18 protein-coding genes are annotated in these 20,833 nt (G+C 31.6%); 8 read left to right on the top strand and 10 right to left on the bottom strand.

The window, feature by feature from the left end; genetic code table 11:
* Positions 1–15 precede the first annotated feature (15 nt).
* Positions 16–819, bottom strand: coding sequence for an ABC transporter permease (locus ACO6VN_RS03915; protein ID WP_216683228.1), 804 nt, complete (start codon positions 817–819; stop codon positions 16–18).
* A gap of 204 nt (positions 820–1,023) precedes the next feature.
* Here ACO6VN_RS03915 and tagH point away from each other — a divergent pair, with 204 nt between their 5' ends.
* Positions 1,024–1,818: a teichoic acids export ABC transporter ATP-binding subunit TagH gene (gene tagH / locus ACO6VN_RS03910; protein ID WP_216683087.1), complete on the top strand. Its 795-nt coding sequence runs from the start codon at positions 1,024–1,026 to the stop codon at positions 1,816–1,818.
* 196 nt (positions 1,819–2,014) lie between these two features.
* Here tagH and ACO6VN_RS03905 read toward each other — a convergent pair whose 3' ends face one another.
* The 5 genes from ACO6VN_RS03905 to ACO6VN_RS03885 form a co-directional block, all read right to left on the bottom strand.
* Positions 2,015–2,266 (bottom strand): hypothetical protein, encoded by a 252-nt coding sequence (locus ACO6VN_RS03905; RefSeq protein WP_016999628.1) that lies wholly within the window; start codon positions 2,264–2,266, stop codon positions 2,015–2,017.
* The gene (locus tag ACO6VN_RS03900; RefSeq protein ID WP_422404252.1) at positions 2,266–2,637 is read right to left on the bottom strand and encodes a protein vraC; all 372 of its coding nucleotides are present in this window, start codon (positions 2,635–2,637) and stop codon (positions 2,266–2,268) included. The genes ACO6VN_RS03905 and ACO6VN_RS03900 overlap by 1 nt, the downstream gene beginning before the upstream one ends.
* Positions 2,600–3,748 (bottom strand): thiolase family protein, encoded by a 1,149-nt coding sequence (locus ACO6VN_RS03895; protein ID WP_422404251.1) that lies wholly within the window; start codon positions 3,746–3,748, stop codon positions 2,600–2,602. The genes ACO6VN_RS03900 and ACO6VN_RS03895 overlap by 38 nt, the downstream gene beginning before the upstream one ends.
* A complete protein-coding gene (locus ACO6VN_RS03890) occupies positions 3,730–5,100 on the bottom strand; it encodes an AMP-binding protein (protein ID WP_194200910.1) in 1,371 nt (456 codons plus the stop codon). Before ACO6VN_RS03890 ends, ACO6VN_RS03895 begins: the two co-directional genes overlap by 19 nt.
* Before the next feature lie 134 nt (positions 5,101–5,234).
* Positions 5,235–6,083, bottom strand: a complete 849-nt coding sequence (locus tag ACO6VN_RS03885; protein ID WP_016999624.1) for a WecB/TagA/CpsF family glycosyltransferase — start codon at positions 6,081–6,083, stop codon at positions 5,235–5,237.
* Positions 6,084–6,272: 189 nt separating this feature from the next.
* Between ACO6VN_RS03885 and ACO6VN_RS03880 the strand changes: the two genes are divergently transcribed.
* The 5 genes from ACO6VN_RS03880 (at position 6,273) to ACO6VN_RS03860 (ending at position 13,956) form a co-directional block, all read left to right on the top strand.
* Positions 6,273–7,568: an LCP family protein gene (locus ACO6VN_RS03880; protein WP_216683082.1), complete on the top strand. Its 1,296-nt coding sequence runs from the start codon at positions 6,273–6,275 to the stop codon at positions 7,566–7,568.
* A gap of 15 nt (positions 7,569–7,583) precedes the next feature.
* A complete protein-coding gene (locus ACO6VN_RS03875; RefSeq protein ID WP_194200912.1) occupies positions 7,584–8,057 on the top strand; it encodes a DUF2538 family protein in 474 nt (157 codons plus the stop codon).
* A gap of 136 nt (positions 8,058–8,193) precedes the next feature.
* Complete coding sequence (locus ACO6VN_RS03870) at positions 8,194–8,616, top strand: GNAT family N-acetyltransferase (RefSeq protein ID WP_216683081.1); 423 nt, start codon at positions 8,194–8,196, stop codon at positions 8,614–8,616.
* 127 nt (positions 8,617–8,743) lie between these two features.
* On the top strand, positions 8,744–12,664 hold the full coding sequence (locus ACO6VN_RS03865) for a glucosaminidase domain-containing protein (RefSeq protein WP_422404250.1): 3,921 nt from the start codon (positions 8,744–8,746) through the stop codon (positions 12,662–12,664).
* A 290-nt stretch (positions 12,665–12,954) separates the two neighbouring features.
* Positions 12,955–13,956: an acyltransferase family protein gene (locus tag ACO6VN_RS03860; protein ID WP_194200915.1), complete on the top strand. Its 1,002-nt coding sequence runs from the start codon at positions 12,955–12,957 to the stop codon at positions 13,954–13,956.
* Between the two features lie 64 nt (positions 13,957–14,020).
* On the opposite strand, the gene ACO6VN_RS03855 is transcribed toward ACO6VN_RS03860, so the two are convergent.
* Entirely contained in the window at positions 14,021–14,557 is a 537-nt protein-coding gene (locus tag ACO6VN_RS03855) for a hypothetical protein (protein WP_016999618.1), read from the bottom strand.
* A 127-nt stretch (positions 14,558–14,684) separates the two neighbouring features.
* Here ACO6VN_RS03855 and ACO6VN_RS03850 point away from each other — a divergent pair, with 127 nt between their 5' ends.
* Positions 14,685–15,842, top strand: coding sequence for an aminotransferase class I/II-fold pyridoxal phosphate-dependent enzyme (locus ACO6VN_RS03850; RefSeq protein ID WP_216683321.1), 1,158 nt, complete (start codon positions 14,685–14,687; stop codon positions 15,840–15,842).
* A 15-nt stretch (positions 15,843–15,857) separates the two neighbouring features.
* Positions 15,858–17,462 carry a M20/M25/M40 family metallo-hydrolase gene (locus ACO6VN_RS03845; protein WP_216683320.1) on the top strand — a complete coding sequence of 535 codons (1,605 nt, stop codon included), beginning with the start codon at positions 15,858–15,860 and terminating at the stop codon, positions 17,460–17,462.
* Between the two features lie 91 nt (positions 17,463–17,553).
* Here ACO6VN_RS03845 and menB read toward each other — a convergent pair whose 3' ends face one another.
* The 3 genes from menB to menD are packed head-to-tail and all read right to left on the bottom strand — an operon-like array spanning position 17,554 to position 20,832.
* Positions 17,554–18,375 carry a 1,4-dihydroxy-2-naphthoyl-CoA synthase gene (gene menB, locus ACO6VN_RS03840; protein WP_174700893.1) on the bottom strand — a complete coding sequence of 274 codons (822 nt, stop codon included), beginning with the start codon at positions 18,373–18,375 and terminating at the stop codon, positions 17,554–17,556.
* Complete coding sequence (gene menH / locus ACO6VN_RS03835; protein WP_194200918.1) at positions 18,348–19,172, bottom strand: 2-succinyl-6-hydroxy-2,4-cyclohexadiene-1-carboxylate synthase; 825 nt, start codon at positions 19,170–19,172, stop codon at positions 18,348–18,350. The genes menB and menH overlap by 28 nt, the downstream gene beginning before the upstream one ends.
* Positions 19,153–20,832 (bottom strand): 2-succinyl-5-enolpyruvyl-6-hydroxy-3-cyclohexene-1-carboxylic-acid synthase, encoded by a 1,680-nt coding sequence (gene menD, locus ACO6VN_RS03830; protein WP_017000696.1) that lies wholly within the window; start codon positions 20,830–20,832, stop codon positions 19,153–19,155. Before menD ends, menH begins: the two co-directional genes overlap by 20 nt.
* Between the last annotated feature and the right edge of the window lies 1 nt (position 20,833).

Below are 20,833 nucleotides of genomic sequence, written 5' to 3'. Positions count from 1 at the left end.
TTGAATTATTTAGATTTAAATAAAGTCAGCAAATCTTTGTCTAAATTTAACATGTAGTATCGATCCAATTACAAAGAATAAAGCAATGACGGAGACATTATAAAGAGCTAGTCTCCAATGCTCAACTATGTACCAATAATCATATAATATTGACGCCCTATACGCCTGAGCGTAGAAGTATACCGGATTAAATTTCATAAACATTTCTACTATAGAACCTTTATCAGGTACGAATAATATTGGTGATAAGTAAAATAACATTCTCAGAACTGCTTGCATGGCCATTTGAGTATCTCGAATTAACACACCTAAAGTTGATGTTAACATCGAAACAGAAAAAGCAAATGCATATACCATTGGTAAATATATAACTAATTGAAAAACATAAACAGACGGGAATATTCCTGTTGTCATACAAATTAAAATAATAACTAAAACTAAAATAATATGTCCATAAAACCTACTTGTTAGGATATAAGCAGGAATTGCTGATAAAGGAAAATTCATTTTTGCTACTTGGTTAAATTTGGTAGATATAGATTTTGTGCCTTCAAGAATACCTTGGTTTACAAAGAACCACATACTAATACCTACTAATAGCCAAAATATAAATGGTATCCCATCTACCGGTGCGTTTTGACGTATACCGAAACCAAATGCAAACCAATAAACACCTATTTGTAGAATAGGGTTAATTAACTCCCAAGCTAGACCTAGATAATTATCATGGTTAGAAATTTTCAATTGGAATCGTGCTAACCTTTGAATTAAATAAAAGTTTTTAAAGTGTTCCTTTATCACTGTTAATACAGCTTGCATTAATATCACTCTTTCGCTTTTACATTTATAACCTAATCATAAATATAGCATCATTTTACGTTAGATGATATATTTATAACGGTTAATAACAGAATTATAGAACATATATAATTTACATTATTCTCACATAATTTACAATAAATTTACTAAATCGATAAAATAATGCATAATAGATATGTTACTAATTTTAAGGAATGGATACAAATGAAAGAATCAGTAGTTATTAAAAACCTAACAAAAGAATATAAAATTTTCAGAACTAATAAAGAAAGATTACAAGACGTTTTTATTCCAAATTTTAAGTCTAAACGCTTTTTTGCATTAGAAGACATTACATTTACTGCCTATGAAGGAGATATCATCGGTCTAGTCGGTATTAACGGATCAGGCAAATCAACATTGAGTAATATTATTGGCGGTTCATTACAGCCCACTGAAGGTATTATAGAACGTCATGGCGATGTAAATGTTATAGCAATCAATTCTGGTTTAAATGCACAATTAAATGGCGTTGATAATATTGAATATAAAATGCTTTTATTAGGATTTACTAAAAAAGAAATTAAAAAACTGACTCCTGAAATTATCGAATTCTCAGAACTAGGCGAGTTTATATACCAACCGGTCAAGAAATATTCTAGTGGTATGAAATCTAAGCTTGGTTTTGCAATAAACGTCACGGTTAATCCTGATATTCTTGTAATTGACGAGGCTTTATCAGTTGGAGACCAAACATTTACTAAGAAAAGTTTAGACAAAATGAACCAATTTAAAGAAGCTGGAAAAACAATATTCTTTGTGAGTCATAATATTAATCAAGTTAAAGATTTCTGCACAAAAATAGCTTGGATTGAAGGGGGAAGACTGAAAGAATTTGGTGATACAGAAGAAGTGCTACCAAAATACCAATCCTTCCTAAAAGAATTTAATCAAAAATCGGCTAAAGATAAGAAAGCTTTTAAAGACGAATTAGATGCTACAAGATTTTACGTTAAATAAAAAGATTTCATACTCCCGCCCTAATAGCAGAGACTGAGACATAAATGAATGCCTCAGTCTCTTTTGTTATATTGTAAGTAGCTGACTGGATTAAAAATGTGCTTATGTCAAGTTTTTTTCAATCCTAGTCATCCTTGGCGAGACAATTCTACGAAATCTTTTTTAAAAAAATTTCTGTCCCGTTCCTACTTTTTTATTAACATTTTATTATTTCTATCTTTGTTACACCTTCACTATTTGAACATCTTATTAACGTTTCTTGTTCTTCTTTATATAACTTTTCATTTATTGAAATTGGTTGTTTATATTTTATTTTAAAACTATTCCATTCAACGTTATGTAATAGCCACTCACAAACAAGTTGTCCTGGAACAATTTCATCATGTACTGGGTTTGAATCCTCAATCAATTCTAAATAGTTTTGAACCATTCGATGATCAAACTTCATTAATATTCACTCTTTTCGACAAAATTTTGTTTTATTTTTAAATAAGTTGTTTTATCTTTTGAAATCATTAAGCAAAATGTATGTAGTTTATATTTTTTTAATTGCTTTGAAGTCTCTTTATATAATGTTGCATTATATGGGATGTCTACTTTTAATCCTTTGTATGAATTTATTTCAGTTTCTCTTAATAAAATTTCCTTATTAATATAGCGACTAAATATTTTGAATTTCGGCCAAACTTTTGCAATATACAATGGCGGAACATAAAGACTGTCCTCGTTTATAGAAACTAACATTTTATAATTTTCTACATCTTTAAGATTAAACAAAACTTCAATCTTCTCTTTTCCATCGTTTAAATAATGTCGCATGTCCCATACCGCCTCCTATACCCATCGTAGCTATGGAATATTCCATTTGCTCCATATGATATAACCTCGTTACTAGTTGTGCTCCACTAGCTCCGTATGGATGGCCTATTGCCAATGCTCCACCATAAATATTAAATTTAATATCTGGAATATTTAACAACTCTTTTGATGCTAGTACTTGTGAGCTAAATGCTTCATTAAATTCAACGACATCAATATCTTTAATTGATAAATGTTCTCCTTTTAATAATTTTTCAACTGCTGGTACAGGTCCAATTCCTAACAAATTAGGATTCACGCCAGAAACAGCACTATTCACAAATTCTAAACCTTCTTTATAGCCTAATGAAATAGCTTTCTCTTTACTCATAATAAGCAGCAATACTGCGCCATCATTTTTCATACAACTATTACCTACTGAGACCGTGCCATTTTGAATGAATGGTTTTAATCTAGATAAAGTCTTTAAATTTAATCTAGGTTTTATACTTTCATCTTTATCAACAGTTTCATTTCTTACTTTTAGTGGTAAGATTTCTTGTAATAAATGTCCTTGTTTAATAGCCTGCAAAGTCTTTTGATGACTACTATAAGCATACTCATCTTGAGATTTTCGAGATACATTATATACTTGTGCAACATTTTCAGCCGCTTCAATCATAGAAGGATCGGATCCTTCTGATGCAAATGAAGCTCGCTCATAAAACTGTGGAGGTTCAGTTTCATATATTGATTGTGGTCGTTTTATTCTCCAAGGAGCTCTACTCGTACTTTCAACACCTCCAGCTATATATACTTCACCAGCATTTGCTTGAACCATCCTACAAGCATATGTAACAGCTTCTAATCCCGAGCCACATTGTCTATCTATCGTTACCCCCGGTATATGTTGTGATAGTTTAGCTTCTAATAAAGATTTTCTAGCTATATTTCCACCGTTCCCTATCACATTTCCCAAAACAACCTCTTCTAAGTACTCTATTGCTTCATTATGATTATCTTTCAAATAATTATAGAGTGGTTTTAATAATTCTTCAGGTTCCAAATGTTTAAGAATGCCGCCATATTTTCCAAAAGGAGTCCTTTTTGCTTCTACAATAACTGCTTCCATTTTGCACCGCCTTCTTTATAAGCCTCTTCTATCAAATTCCTAGCTATTTTATGACTAGATGTATATAAGAATTTTTGAATTTTAATGAGTTTTGATGGAATTTCATATCGGTTTAAACCTATGCTTAGTAATGTACGTTTCAATTCCACATGAGAAAGAAATGTACTTCCTTTATATAACAAAACCGCTATTTCACCAAATTTATTATGTTTCTCACTTAAAATCATTAACTCATCAATACCATCTAATTTAACTAGTTCTTGTTCTATGATTTCTGGGTAGATGTTTCTTCCTCCTATAATTAGCCGATTGCTTTCTCTACCGTATAAGTATAGTTCTCCGTTTTCAGAGAGAGAAGCCCAGTCACCAACCTTCACCCAATTTACTTCTATATTATCATCTAAATATCCGCTAAAAGTCATATCACTTTTAACGTACAATTTACCTATATTATTTTGATCTTTATCCTTTAATTTCACTTTCACACTTGGAAATAAATAGCCTACTGAATTATATGCTGCTTTACCATCTATATTATAACTAATAAAACTAGCTTCAGAACTTCCAAAAAACTCAATTAATTTAATTTCAGGATATATTTCTTTAAATTTGTTGAACATTGGAAGAGAAAGTTTAGAACCAGAAGTAAATATAGTCTCAACTTTATTTAATTTTAGATTATGATTCATCATACTGTGTAACATTGTAGGTACTATAAACATTGCTTTTGAATCTGTATTTTGTTGTAATACTTTTGACAAAGATAACGTATCAAATTGTACCTGCCCAATAAATGCTCTACCAGTACATAGTGCATAGATCATAACATATAAAGATAATGAATGGGCATGAGGCCCTGGCGCAACTAACACACCGATATTATTATCAATTAACATATCATTGTATTCAAAAGATTTAACCCACGATTCATGATTTCTTAAATATGCTTTAGGTAATCCTGTTGTTCCTGAGGTAAATCCAATATGCAATATATTTTCTAGTTTATCTTTAAGTGGCATATTATATTTAAATACATTTGATTTGTTATTGATTAATCCATCAAGGTTATATTCCTCGATTAAGCAATCCAATTTATCTTTGTTTAAATGAGGGTCAATTACACACGGTATCTGTTTATTGATTAAAATAGCAACATACCACTTTATAAATGATATTGGATTTTCTATAGCAATACCTATTTTCGCATTATTAGGAAATTGTTTTAATTTATAAACTAAATGATGTGAATCTTGCCATAATTTTTGATAGCTCACTTGGTCATTTCCAACAATCATAGCTGCATGTTTACTCTTGTTTACTACTTGTCTCTCAATTAATGATAATATATTCATAAAAGTGACTCACTTTCTAATTAAGTTAGTTTTATTTTATCACTTTCAAAAATAAATAATAAAAAATACCTTGTTATAAATTAAACTAATTAAATAGCTAATTCATATAACAAGGTATCTAAAATCATTTTGATTTATCTCGTCTTCATATAATCATGCTTGCCTTTCTTAGGCACTATACGTTTTTGAATTTGAACTTCTTTCATAAAGAGTGGTATTTTCATCGCACGTTCAACTCGTTTTAAATCTGTAATAATACGATATAACCATTCTAAGTTAAGTTTTTGAAAGACTTCAGGAGCACGTTTAACGTTACCACTAATAACATCAAATGAACCTCCTACACCCATCATAACTGTGTGTTCAAAATGGTGACGGTTGTAATAAATCCAATCTTCTTGTTTAGGGAAGCCCATTGCAACAAAAATAAAATCAGGATTGAATTTTTTTACTTTCTTCGTTACTTTATAATCTAATACATGTTTATAACCATGTTTATGATCAAATGTAATGTTAGGATATTGTTCTTCTAATATCTTTCTTGTTTCTTTAACGCCTTCTTTTGAAGAGCCGAGTAAGAATACCTTCTTACTACTAGCATTTGCGATATTCAACATTTCTTCCATTAATTCAATACCAGGTACGCGTTCTTTTAATGGTGTTTTTAAATATTTGGCAGCTTTCACAATACCAATACCATCTGGAACAATATAGTCTGCATGTTTAATGCGTCTTTGGTAATGGTTATTGTTATATGCATAGTGAGCAATCTCTGGATTTGCAGTTACGATAAAGAGATTATCAAATGTATCTTGATTGATAAAATATTTCACACGATCTAATATTTCATTTGCGGTTAGGTTTGCAAATGGCAAACCAAGCACATTAATCGTTTGTGGTTTTATAACATCGTAAGTATTATCTTTATTCAGTACTATTTGCTCACTCGCTCTACTTAAATCTTTTTCAAGCACTTTTGCCATTTGTATCACCTCACATTCTTCACTATAATTTACACCATTTCCATAAATTTTACAACAATTTAACATTACAACAATTGGTTTCAATAAACATAATTCATTTAAATTGTTGAATTTTACTTGTAAAATCGAGTATGATGTATAATATGCAAAAATAAATAAAGACTACAGACGGAAGGGTATATATATAATATGAAGAGATTCGCAAAAATAGGCTTAATTTTAATGTCAGTCGTTCTTATGATTTTACCTGTTGTATTCGGCCTAATGCTTTATCTTGAAACTAGAGGTGCTATTAATGATTCGTTCCTAGAATCCAATAAAAGCAAATCTTCTTTAAGAGATAAACCAGTAGATCCTAGTTTAGATCATATATCAGTATTATTTTTAGGTGTCGATGATAGCACATCAAGACGTGAAGGTGGCCAAAAAGCTAATCAATCACGTACAGATGCTATGATTTATACAACATTTAATAGAGATAAAAAACAAATTAGAATGGTCAGTATCCCAAGAGATACGTTGAGTTATGTCCCAGCAGTGAAATATTATGACAAAATCACACATGCTCATGCTATTGACGGTCCTGAAGGTTCAATGGATAGTGTAGAATCAACTTTAAATGTTCCTGTTGATTACTACGCGAGAATAAATATGGAAGCATTCGTTGAAGTAATAGACGAACTTGGCGGTGTAGAATTTAATGTGCCATTTGATTTAAATGAACCTAACACGGAAGATAAAGGTAGAATTAAAGTCAAAAAAGGTAAACATAACTTAAGCGGTGATGAAGCACTAGCTGTTGTCCGTTCTAGAAAACAAGATTCAGATTTAGAACGTGGTAAACGTCAAATGGAAATGATTAAAGCAATCATTAGAAAAGCGCAAGAAACAAATTCTATAAATAAATTAGATGACTTAGTGAAAATAGTCGGTAAAAATGCTAAACATAATTTCTCTTTCAAAGATATTCAAAATTTAGCAACAACTTATTCATCTAGTAAAGTTAAAATCGAATCTGAACAACTAGTTGGTACAGATTCTAATGTGAATGGTGTTTATTTCTTCAATCCAGATTTAGATAACTTAGTTAAACTCTCAAATAAATTGAGAAAAGACTTAAACTTGTCAACTACTAAGAAAACAGACTTTATGAATTATCTCATGATTCAAGCGTATGGTGATTTAATGCCGTATGTTGAAGTTACTAAAAAGCAATTACAAGACGGTACAGCCGATACAGATGGTAATGATACCGTTGAACCTGCTGTAGAACCGGCACCTGAAGAGTCTGTAGAACAACCACCACAAGAGCAGGAACAACAAGTACCACAACAAGAAGCAGTACCAGATCAAAATGTTCCTTCCAATGATGCACAAGAACAGGAACAACAAGTACCACAGCAGAATGCACCAGCTCAGGAAGCTCCGGCTCAAAATAATCAAGGATTTAATCAAAGTGCAGAACCTAGCCCAGACCAATATTAAGAAAGGAGGCATAATATGACAAAGCGAAAAACATACGAAAAATATGAACAAATCAATAAAATGTTCGATGCATTAGAAAATCAAATTGTTCATGCGGGAGATTTATCACACTTCAGAAAAAATCTATATTTCGTTAATCATGAACATCGGGAAAATTATGAAGCTTTAATAGTTTATTATAGTCAAGCTGAAAATGACCCTGTTGTTGATGGCGCATGTTATGTCATTGCGATACCAGAAATATTTAATCTCATCAATATTTTTGAAAATTCACTTCCTTTTTCATGGGTGTATACAGAAACAGGCTTAACTGAAGAAATGCAATCACTAAGTGTGCACTTACAATACCTTGTAGCAGCAGCACTTGAAACAAGTCAAATTCAAATTTTTACACCAAGCGGCTATACAATGGGTGTAACAAATTGGAACATTCACCAACTAAGACTTTTTTGGCAATATACAGCTATCGTCAGAAGAGAAGCATTATAAATATAGATAAAGTTCGGAAATCTCTTTCCTTACAAAAAGCTCACAATCCACTGTTTTTCAACAATTGGATTATGAGCTTTTTTTTATATTTCATTTTAATGTATAATAAATCCATTCACTTTTAGGAGGAAATATTATGATAAAAATAGTTGAAAATGATAAAGAGAAAAATGATGCGCTTAACATTAGAAAAGAAGTTTTTGTAAAAGAACAAGGTGTAGTTTTAGAAGCTGAAATAGATAAATTTGAAGATATAGCTAAACACGTTATTCTATATCATGAAAACCAACCTGCTGCTGTTGGTAGATATAGAGTATATGAAGATGGCTTAGCTAAAGTAGAACGTGTAGCAGTGTTAAAACCATTTAGAAGTTTCGGTTACGGCAAAGATGTGATGAATTTTATAAATGAAAAAGCAAAAGAAGATGGTTTCATTGGAACAGCATTAAATGGACAATCACATGCTAAAGTATTTTATGAAAAATTAGGATATAAAGCTGAAGGCGAGGAATTTTTAGAAGAAAACATCCCCCACTTTTACATGAAAAAGCTTTTTTAAGTTATAAAAATTATTAATACAAAATATTAAAGTTAGATTACAAATCTGTGTTTTTAGGATTATTTCTTCTAATAACCTTTATACTTAGTATTAAATAATATAATACCTATTTCAAAGGAGATTGTATATGGATAAAAAATTCTATTATAAGACACCCGCAATTGTTGCCATGACGTTAGCAGGTACGACACTTGTAACTCATCAAGTTAATGCCGAAGAAACAAAGAGCAATAAAGATTCGAACATCATTGAACAACACGATAATGCAAATCAAATTCAGAAAGAAAAACAAGAATTACAAAACCAATCTTTAAATATTTCTGGTAGTAAAGAATACAAAGACCCATCAATTATTGATGACGTTGAAACTACAGAACAACAAACTTCAAATGAGACTACACAAGAAAATAATTATTCCAATGTAGCTAATAATCCTATTGAAAATTCTAGCAATCAAGAACAGGATCAAGATGACTCTACATCTGATAATGTTAATGCTGAAGATAATGCATCTGACGTAGAACAAGACTCTGATGTAAATGCTAATAATCAAGAGCAAGCGAATGATAACAATACTTCTGATGACGCTACATCTAATAATGTTAATGCTGAAGATAATACATCTGACGTAGAGCAAGACTCTGATGTAAATACTAATGATCAAGAAAAAGCGAAAGATGACAATACTTCTGATGACACTACATCCGATAATGTTAATGCTGAAGACAACTCTTCTGACGTAGAGCAAGACTCTGATGAAAAAGTTAATGATCAAGAACAAGCGAAAGATGACAATACTTCTGATGACGCTACATCTGATAATGTTAATGCTGAAGACAACTCTTCTGAGGTAGAACAAGACTCTGATGTTAATTCTAATGATCAAGAGCAAGCGGAAGATGACAATACTTCTGATGACACAACATCTGATAATGTTAATGCTGAAGATAATACATCTGACGTAGAGCAAGACTCTGATGAAAAAGCTAATGATCAAGAGCAAGCGGAAGATGACAATACTTCTGATGACACTACATCTGATAATGTTAATGCTGAAGATAATACATCTGACGTAGAGCAAGACTCTGATGAAAAAGCTAATGATCAAGAGCAAGCGGAAGATGACAATACTTCTGATGACACTACATCTGATAATGTTAATGCTGAAGATAATACATCTGACGTAGAACAAGACAATAACGAGAATATTAAAGAGCAATCTAAAGAAGATAATACTTCTAATGATGCGAAATCTGATGAAAATAACCAAACTAATCAAGCCAACGAGACTAATATTAGTGAACCTAAAGTTGCTTCTAAAAATGTGGAAATCCAGTCACGTTCTGCTGCTCCACAAAGTAACAGCACTAAATTTAGAACGGCTCTAAATGCACCAAGTGCTCCTAAAGTAAGAGCAGCTAATGTTCAATATGAAGCTGCAGTTAATTCATCAATTAACAATCAAATAAGAAATAATAACTATACTGTTCCTAAATATGTAGAAGATTTCTCTAGCCACATTCCAAAAATCCCTTATAGAAATGGGGTTGGGAAACCTGAAGGAATTGTTGCTCACGAAACTGCAAACCCTAACTCTACAATTCATAATGAGATTGCTTATATGAAAAATAATTATGAGAGTGCGTTCGTACACGCTTATGTAGATGATAACAATATTATCGAAGTAGCTCCTACTGACTATTTAGCATGGGGTGCTGGTGCACAAGCAAACCCAAGATTTATTCATGTAGAACTTGTTCGTGTATATGGCAGCGATAGATTTGCTCGCTCTATTAACAATTATGCAGATTATATTGCAACGAACTTAGCTTATTATGGATTATCATTAGATAGTGCTGAGAGAGATGGCGTTGGTACTCTTTGGTCACACGACGCTGTATCTAAATTCTTAGGTGGAACAGACCACAGTGATCCGTACGGTTGGTTTGCTGAAAATAATTATACATTTGATGAACTTGTTGACTTAGTTACGGAAAAATATCAATACAAAACTGGTTTATTAACAGCACCTACTAAGCCTGAAACAACTAAACCAGTAACTAAACCTACTACTAAGCCTAGTAACCCGACAGTATCTAAACCAAGTACTAAACCAACAGTATCTAAGCCTAATACTAAACCTAGTAAGCCAGTAGTATCTAAGCCAAGTACTAAACCTGAAGCCAAACCTAGCAAGCCAGTAGTTTCAAAACCTGCTAACACAATCGTTGTAGACTATGTTGGTAAAGTGAACACTAATGCTTCTGGCGTATATACTTCTGTATATGATAATCAGCAAAAATCTGCTGCTAATAAAGCAGGTAAAACATTCAAAATTGGTAAACAATCTACTTATAACAACCAAGTATTTTATTTATTACAAGATAATAATTCAACACCATTAGGTTGGGTTAAAGCAAGTGATGTACAATTACAAACTTCTGTTAAACCTAAACCAACTCAAAAACCAAATAATACAGTTGTAAAACCTAAACCAGTTGAAAGTACTAGTAAAGAACAAACTAGTAACGTTAAACCTGTAAGTAAATCAGATGTTTCTAGTGTTGTTAAACCTAAACCAGTAGCTCAAAATAATAATACAGCTGTGAAGCCTAAACCGACTGTAAGTACTAATAAAGTTCAAACTAACAACGCGAAACCAGTCACTCAACCAGCCGCTTCTACTGCTGTTAAATCTAAACCAGCAGCCCAAACTAACAATAAAGTTGCGAAGCCTAGTCAGGTTGCTCAAACTAATAAAAATTATACAGCCAATACAGAACGAGTAAATTATGTAGGAACAGTAAACAAAAATATTTCTGGTGTATATACTTCTGTTTATAATGACAAAACTGTTCCAGCTGTTAATAAAGCAGGAAAAACATTTAAAATTGGTAAACAATCAGTAATAAACAATCAAACATTTTATTTATTACAAGATAACAATGCTATACCATTAGGTTGGGTTAAATCTCAAGATGTACAGTTACAAAATGCAACAAAACCAAAAACAGTCACTCAACCAACTGTTACACCTAAAAAGACAGAAGCAATTAAAGCTAGCACTGTAAATAATACACCAATCGCGTATCAAGAAAATTATACAAATTACTTAATCACTGATAATACTGGTTATTTCTATAGTGAGCCATATGCTTCTAAAAATACGTTATTAGGTTCATTACAAAATTATCACTACGCTTATTTCAAAGTCATTACATCTCAACAAATTGGCAATGAACTTTGGTATAAAGGTATATTAAATGGACAAACAGTATGGATTAATGCTAAATACTTACAAATTGCAGAAACTTCAACAAAATCTTCAACAAGCCCTTATACACTTGATGAAGCTGTAGATATTCAAATGGCTTTAAAAAATGGCACAGAGCCTAAAAAAGTGTTACCAAGTGGCGTTAGAAAAGCGACTAGAGCAGAAGTTAAAGATGCAATGGACACAAGTAAATATATTGACGATCCAGTACAAAAATATCAATTTTTAGATTTAAATCAATCTCAAAATATTCCTGTCTCTAAGTTAAATGAATTACTCCGTGGTAAAGGTATATTAGAAAATCAAGGAGAAGCATTTAGTGAAGCAGCAAAATCTGTTGGTGTAAACGAGATATACTTAATTTCTCACGCTCTTCTTGAAACGGGTAATGGCACAAGTGATTTAGCAAAAGGTGGTAGTATTAATTCTGATGGTAAAGTTGATTTAAAATCAGATACTAAATATTATAATATGTTTGGTGTAGGTGCTATTGATGACAATGCTTTATACGGTGGTATTAAATACGCTCAACAAGCAGGATGGGATACACCATCCAAAGCTATTTTTGGTGGAGCTCAATTTATCTCTAGTAACTACATTAATGCAGGACAAAACACATTATATAAAATGCGTTTTAACCCTCAAAACCCAGGTGAACATCAATATGCGACTGGCGTAGATTTTTCTACTTCTAATGCTAAGCGTATTAGTGATTTTTACCAACAAATTCAAACTGATGGCGAATATTACGATTTTGACCGATATAAATCTTAATCAATAGAAGTAGCATGAGGAGTGGGACAGAAATCTCATTTTCTTAAAAAGATTTCGTAGTCCCACCCGGTAAGGATGACTAGGGTTGAAAAACTTTATATAAGCGTGTTTTTAACCCAGTCAGCTACTGCCAATACAATATAAAGTCCGGGACAATTATTGATGTTCCGGACTCATTTATTTGGATGATTTTATATTTTAAAATAGATTATATTTGTACATTGAACTTATTTAATTTATAATCTACATTTCATAGAAAGCGTAAACACTTGATTTAAGGGAGTATTTTCATGACAAATCATAAAGAAAGAGATCATTATTTTGATAACGCCAGGTTTTTCTTAATTGTACTAGTGGTGTTTGGACATTTATTAAGGTCTTATATTAACGATAACCATTTAATTAAAGCGCTGTATATGTTTATATATAGTTTCCATATGCCGGCATTTGTACTTATCTCGGGTTTCTTTGCAAAAAGTGTTGGTAAGCCAGGATACATAAAGAAAATTACTATTAAATTACTTTTACCTTATTTAATTTTCCAAGTTTTTTATGGATTGTATTATTACTTTATAGACAGAGACGATACATTAAATGTTAGCCCCTTCGATCCTCAATGGGCAATGTGGTTCTTAGTCAGTCTATTTTCATGGCATATCATTTTACATTTTGTAAGAAACTTCAACCCATATGCTACTTTTATTATTGCTATTTTTATAGGTTTATTAGTAGGATACTTCGATTTTATTAATGCAAAATTAAGCCTTTCAAGAACTTTCGTGTTCTTCCCTATTTTCTTATTAGGTTATTATATTAATAAAGAGCAATCTATAATTCTAAGAAATAAAAAGTATCTTTGGATTTCTTGTCTAAGTTTAATCGTTATCTTTATTGCATATTTAATGACTGATTATAATTTTGAATGGCTATTTGGTAGTAAACCATATTCAGAAATTGATCGTGACGTCACTGTTTACAGTGCCTTAAAACGACTATTTATTTATATTGTTATTTTCGTTTCAACATTAAGTTTTATGAATCTAATACCTGAACGAAAACTATCTTTAACATACATCGGTTCTAGAACTATGTTTATATATTTATTACATGGGTTATTCGTTGGACTGTTCAGATCTCAAGCATGGGATAAGTTTTTAATAGAACAACCATATGCTTGGATTGGAATCATCGCTATAACCATTGTAATTGTTTACTTCTTTAGTACTGATCTTGTTAAACATTATGCAAATCCAGTTGTAAACATGAAAAAACCACCTAAAAAGAAAGAATAGAATATAAATTAAAAATAAAAAGGATGTTTTCACTAGAAACTAGCGAAAACATCCTTTTTGTATACTATCTTATTAAAGTTTCATAAGATATTGTACCTATATATTTTTCTTCTCTATTTAACAAATAAGCTGGTATATGAACATGCTTGTGAGTGATTGGTGCTAATTGATGATTATTACGTCGTATATTCTCTAAGACCTCGTATCCTGCACTTAACAAGTACGTTAAGTAATCAATCCACTCTTGTGTATATGGTGTTTCTGATTGGATAAACAAGATTGGATTTTCTTTTTTCTCAGATGGTCTCATAAAATCTGATACAAATTGTTTTTCATCTAATGACATTTCAGCTTTAGCTTTAAATTTAATATGAAACTGAGCACGTTTAATTAATTGATTGTCTTGTCCAAAATAAAACCTATGAAAGTGTGGTAATTGTACTTCTGCCCTACTAATATGTATCGAATCTTCTTCAAAAGTTATCATCCATTGTTCTTCATTATTTTGCACTAATACAAATGTCGGATGAGGTAACCATTCAAAAATATCTAAAGATAATAATAATTTTAAACGCTGATTCATTTTACTTAAATCTACCATTGTAAACATCCCCATTTTTTGTAATGTTTTTCTTATTGTAATACGTTTTCGAAATTTTTGCTATATTCATTTATTTGTAGCTATATTACCGTTATAATTAAATTATCGTTTTGAAGAGGTGAAAAAAATGCAATTACCGTTAAACCGTTTTGCATCAAAACTTCAAGTATCCGGAATAAGAGCTATTTCTAACCGTATACCTGAAATTGATGATGTTATAAATCTGACAGTCGGACAACCCGACTTTCATGTACCAAATCGTGTTAAAGAAGCTATGAAAGATGCTATTGATCATAATTTTACTTCTTATTCTCATAATGCAGGCTTATTGAAACTTCGAGAAGTTATAAAATCATATTATGAAAACCGTTTTAATGCTTATTTTAATACGAATGAAATATTAGTAACAAATGGTGCAAGTGAAGCGCTAGACACTGCATTAAGGGGCATTATAGAACAAGGTGATGAAGTACTCATCCCTGCTCCAGTTTATGCTGGTTACGTGCCTTTAGTTGAATTGCTTGGTGCAAAGCCTGTTTATATAGATACTACCCAAACAAATTTAAAAATAACACCTGAACTAGTAAAATCTCATATTACTGATAAAACTAAAGCAATTTTACTTAACTATCCTAATAATCCTACAGGCATTACTTTACATAAAAATGAAGTTGAAGCATTAGTAGATGTATTTAAAGAACACCCAATTTATGTGGTTAGTGATGAAATTTATGCTGAAAATACATTTAATGATCAACATACATCTTTCGCATCATATGAAGAAATTAAAGATCAATGTATTTTATTAGGCGGTTTAAGTAAATCTCATTCGATGACTGGGTTACGTATTGGCTTTTTATTAGGTCCAGAATATGTAATGAAACAATTAACTTTTGTACATGCTTATAATTGTATTTGTGCAAATGTTCCGAGTCAGTATGCTGCTATAGAAGCACTTACACACAGTATTGATTCTCCTAAAGAAATGAATAAAGCTTACATTGAACGTCGTGATTATGTCTATAATCGTTTAATTGAAATAGGTTTTGTCTTATCAGAAAAACCTGAAGGGGCTTTTTATATCTTCCCTCAAATTTCACATTTTGGTATAGATGATTATGACTTTTGTATAAAAGCTTTAGAGGAGTATCATGTTGCTGTTGTTCCAGGTTCAGCTTTTACACATATAGGAACAGGTTATATTAGAATTTCATACGCTTATGACCTTAAATCATTAGAAGAAGGACTTAATAGATTGGAAAAAATGATACAAGATTTATCTTAAAGGGGTTGGATTTTTATGAATTTATTATGGCAAACACGTAAGGAACGAGAAAAATTACTAAAAAAATTAGTAAGCCATGCTTCTATTACACATTCTGAAGGTGAAAAAACATTTCCTTATTTTTTAAAGGATGAATATTTAAAACTAGATTATTTTAAATCAAGAGAAGACCAAATTATACTGCAACCGACTGGGGATGGTCGAAATGCAGTATTAGCTTATTATAAAGCACCAAACTCAAAGAAGACCTTAATATGTATTAGTCACTACGATACAGTTGGTATTGATGACTTTAGCGAATATAAAATGCATGCATTTGAAATGGATAAACTTACAGAAATTTTTAAAGAAAATGATAAATATTTATCCGAGGATGCTAAAGAAGATATCAAGACTGGCAATTATTTATTTGGTCGTGGCTCTATGGATATGAAACCTGGTCTTATGATACATATGTCAACTTTAGAAAAAGCTATATATGAATCTTGGGATATCAACATAATTGTAGTATCAGTACCTGATGAAGAAGTTGGTTCTCTCGGGATGTTAAAAGCTGTAGAAAAATTAAATCAATTAAGAAAAGAAGATCAACTAGAATTTGAATTACATTTAAATAGTGAACCGACTTTCTCTCAAGCTGAAAAAGATTCCAACCACTATATTTATTCTGGTACGATTGGAAAAATAATGCCATCCGTTCTCTGTTACGGTAAAGAGACTCATGTAGGTCAACCAACACAAGGTTTAAGCTCTAATTATATTCAAAGTTTTATAAATAAAGAAATGGAATATAACCCTACTTTTAAAGAAGAATATAAAGAAGAAACGACACCATTACCAGTCTCACTAATGAGTCGTGATATTAAAGAACATTATGATGTACAAACACCATTTAGAACAGTTGCTTTATATAATATATTCTTATTTAATAAAAATGCTGAAGATGTATTCAAGACTTTTAATAACATCGTTGAAAAAGCAGTAAAAGAGTGCGAAGAAATCTATCAAAATATTATAAAAAACGAGGGTCAATCTAGAAAAATCAACATTAATATAATGACTTTTAAGGAGCTAAAATTAACAGCTATTGAAGAATTTGGAGAGGCACACGTTAATTTAATTATTGAGCAAATTATTAACCAAATAAGTGATGAACGGGCACAAGCAATCGAAATTGCGGACCAACTAATGCATATGTTAAAAAACCTTGGTCCAACTGTAATAACATTTTTCGCACCGCCCTATTATCCAGCGGCACATTCATCAGAAGATTCTTTCATAGATGAAATTGTTGAAACGGTTAGCCAAAAGTCTCTAGAACAATTCGATAGAACATCTAAAAGACAGTATTTCTTTAACGGTATAAGTGATTTAAGTTACGCAAAATATAGACAAGATGATGATGGATTTGAAAGCTATATCGAACAAACACCAAATTTCAATCAATCGTATTTCATTCCATTTCATGACATTAAAGAGATAAGTGCTCCCGTATTAAACATTGGGCCTATCGGTAAAGATGCCCACCAAGTAACGGAAAGAATTCATACTAAAAGTGCATTTGAAGAAATACCATATTTAATAGAGCATGTAATTAAGAAACATTTATTAAAATATTAATAATTATGAATAAACTATACTAAATCAAAATAAATAAGCATATCACTTAACTGATTATTTCAGTATGAAAGTGATATGCTTATTTTATATATTATGGGAATTTAGGAAATTGGTCGAAGTCTGGTTTACGTTTTTCTTTAAAGGCATCGCGGCCTTCTTTTGCTTCATCAGATGTATAATATAATAATGTTGCATCGCCAGCGAATTGTTGTAATCCTGCTAAGCCATCTGTATCAGCATTCATAGCTGCTTTTAAGAAACGTAAAGCCGTTGGTGAATGTTCCATCATTTCTTGACACCATTGTACTGTTTCGTCTTCTATTTGCTCTAAAGGTACTACTGTATTTACAAGTCCCATATCAACCGCTTCTTGTGCATCATATTGACGGCATAAGAACCAAATTTCACGAGCTTTTTTATGACCAACGATTCTAGCTAAATAACCTGAACCATATCCAGCATCAAATGAACCTACTTTTGGTCCTGTTTGACCGAATCTTGCATTTTCTGCCGCAATTGTAAGGTCACAAACGATGTGTAATACATGTCCACCACCGATTGCATATCCTCTAACCATTGCTACTACTGGTTTAGGAATAACACGGATTAAACGTTGTAAATCTAATACGTTTAAACGAGGGATTTGGTCGTCTCCGACATATCCGCCGTGACCACGCACAGATTGGTCTCCACCTGAACAGAATGCTAAGTCACCTTCACCTGTTAAGATAATTGAACCTATTCTTTCATCATCTCTTGCTCTTGAGAATGCATCAATCATTTCGTTTACTGTTAATGGCGTAAAAGCGTTTCGAACTTCTGGACGGTTAATTGTAATTTTTGCAATACCTTCAAAATATTCGTACTTAATTTCTTTATATTCTTTTATCGTTTCCCATTGTCTTGACATAATGTGCCTCCTAAAATAAATTCTACTATTATTGTATCAAATTTTGTTGGTTGTTCCACATGAATTGTGTGCCCAGCTTCTTTTACTATGTGTAATTCACTATTTTTAAAGCAATTATTCATTTTCGAACCAATATTTATAAATTTTTCATCTTCTGAACCAACAATTATACATACAGGGGTTTGTAACTGATCTAACATTGCCCAATATGATGTTTGTGATCCAGTACCATAATCAATTAAAGATTTGCTAAGTCCTTTTGCATTTTGAGATAATCTCATCTTACGGATTCTTTTACGTTCCTTAGAAGTCAGATGATTTTGAGTATTGAAAAGTGGTAATTGCTCCCACTCATTTACAAATTCAGTCACGCCTATTTCACTAATTAATTGTGCTCTGTTTTTATCAACTTCAATACGTTTTTGTTTCTCGTCATTATCTTGTATACCAGGACTAGCACTTTCTAATATAAGTCCTTTTAATACTTGTGGATGTTGAATAGCAAAGCTAAGCGCTACACGCCCTCCCATAGAATAACCGTGTAAGAACACTTGATTTAAATTATAATATTCTATAACTTCCAACAATTGTTGAGCTATAAAATGCATACTCCACTCATCATCTATTCTAGATTTATCTTGTCCATGACCAGGTAATTCAATTTCAATAATATTGATATCATTATTTACGATTTTATCTTCTACTAAATGAAAAGTCGTATGGTCACTAATAAAACCATGTAACATAATAAGTGTTGGCTGATCTGTATTCAGTTCACCTTTAACGTAATGAGTTAACATATTGAATACCTTTCATTTTGCCAAATAATTCTCGATGTGTTTCCGTATTTTCTTGTCGATTTGTCATAATTTCATATAAATATGAACCGAATTGAGGTAATGTTTGTCGTTTGTAATCTGAAACATTTTCAAATTTTTCATAACCTAATTCAAATAAATGCGCAACATGCTGAAAATCAAGATTCAACGGTGTACCGAATAATTTTTCAAAATGTTCTGGTGCTTCTTCTTTTTGTGGCAAGTAATTAAATATCCCACCACCATTGTTATTGAGACAAATAATCGTAATATCTAAATCATAAGCTTTGCTCATAATTAATCCATTCATATCATGGAAAAATGAGATGTCTCCTATAATCAGTGTCACTTTTCTATAAACAGACATACCTAACGCTGTTGATACAACACCATCGATACCATTAGCGCCTCTATTTGCTGCAATTTCAGCTTTTGAATCAATATTGAATGTATCTACATCTCTAATTGGCATACTGTTGCCGACAAACACAGTATCTTTAGAAGTCATTTTTTTCAATAAGCTTCCTACTGCTGCACCTTCGTCAGCTTCTTCTTCAATATGCGTCTCAATTAACGCGCGTGCTTCTTTCTCCATAGCTTGCCACTTTTTCAACCAATTTTTATTTTGTGTTGGTGTCACATCTTGAGCTTGTCTAAAGAAATCGTTTGGGCTCAATTCAACTGAAATTGTTGGAACTTTTGGAAAAGCATCTGGTGTATCGTTATTTTGTACGAGTATCTGAGGGCATTTAACTTCTTTCAACCAATTATTAAGTTGTTTAGAAACTACTGGTTGCCCCACTCTAATAATAAATTGTGGTTCGATACTTAAACCACCTTTAAACAATGCATCGTATGTTGCGATAACGTTTGGATGATTCAAACCTCTTAAATTACTTAAAGGATCAGCCAAAACCGGGATGTTATGAATAGCAGAATAAGTCAATATTTGAGATAAATCTTGACCTTGAGTATCTCCTACTACAACTACACCTCTAGGTTTTTCGATATAATTTTGAACATTTGTAAAATCAATAGACTTCTGATACTTCGTTTCTATTTTTCTTTTTGAAGATAGATATCTTCTCAATTTAACATCCGGTAATAATGGTTCTCTAAACGGAAAATTAAAATGCACTGGCCCTCTTTGTGGACCTACAAAATGTTTTTCAGCTTTAATCATATTAATATTTATTGTATTAATAGTGCCTTCAGATTCATCTGCTAAAGGCATATCTATTTGAAATTTTGTGAAGTTTTGGAACATATTTACTTGATTAATAGCTTGTGGTGCACCAATGTTTCTTAGTTCATGCGGTCTATCACTTGTTACAACGATTAGCGGTAATTTACTTATATATGCTTCAGAAACTGCTGGTGTATAGTTCGAAGCCGCTGTTCCTGAAGTACAGATTATCGCAACAGGGTTCTGATTAGCTTTAATAATACCTAAAGCGAAAAATGCAGCACTTCTTTCATCAGGATGAATCCACGTTTTAATATGTGGATGTCTTTCACAAGCTATTGCTAAAGGTGTTGATCTAGATCCGGGACTGATTACAACATCATCAACCCCATGTTCATATAATTTCGAAACAAACGTAAATACTTGTTTAGTTAAGCTTTCAGTATGTGTACTCAAA

This window comes from Mammaliicoccus sp. JADD-157, assembly GCF_049310805.1.
Classification (GTDB): domain Bacteria; phylum Bacillota; class Bacilli; order Staphylococcales; family Staphylococcaceae; genus Mammaliicoccus; species Mammaliicoccus lentus.
Note: the sequence above shows the minus strand (reverse complement) of the source record. Positions and strands in the feature narration are given on the sequence as shown.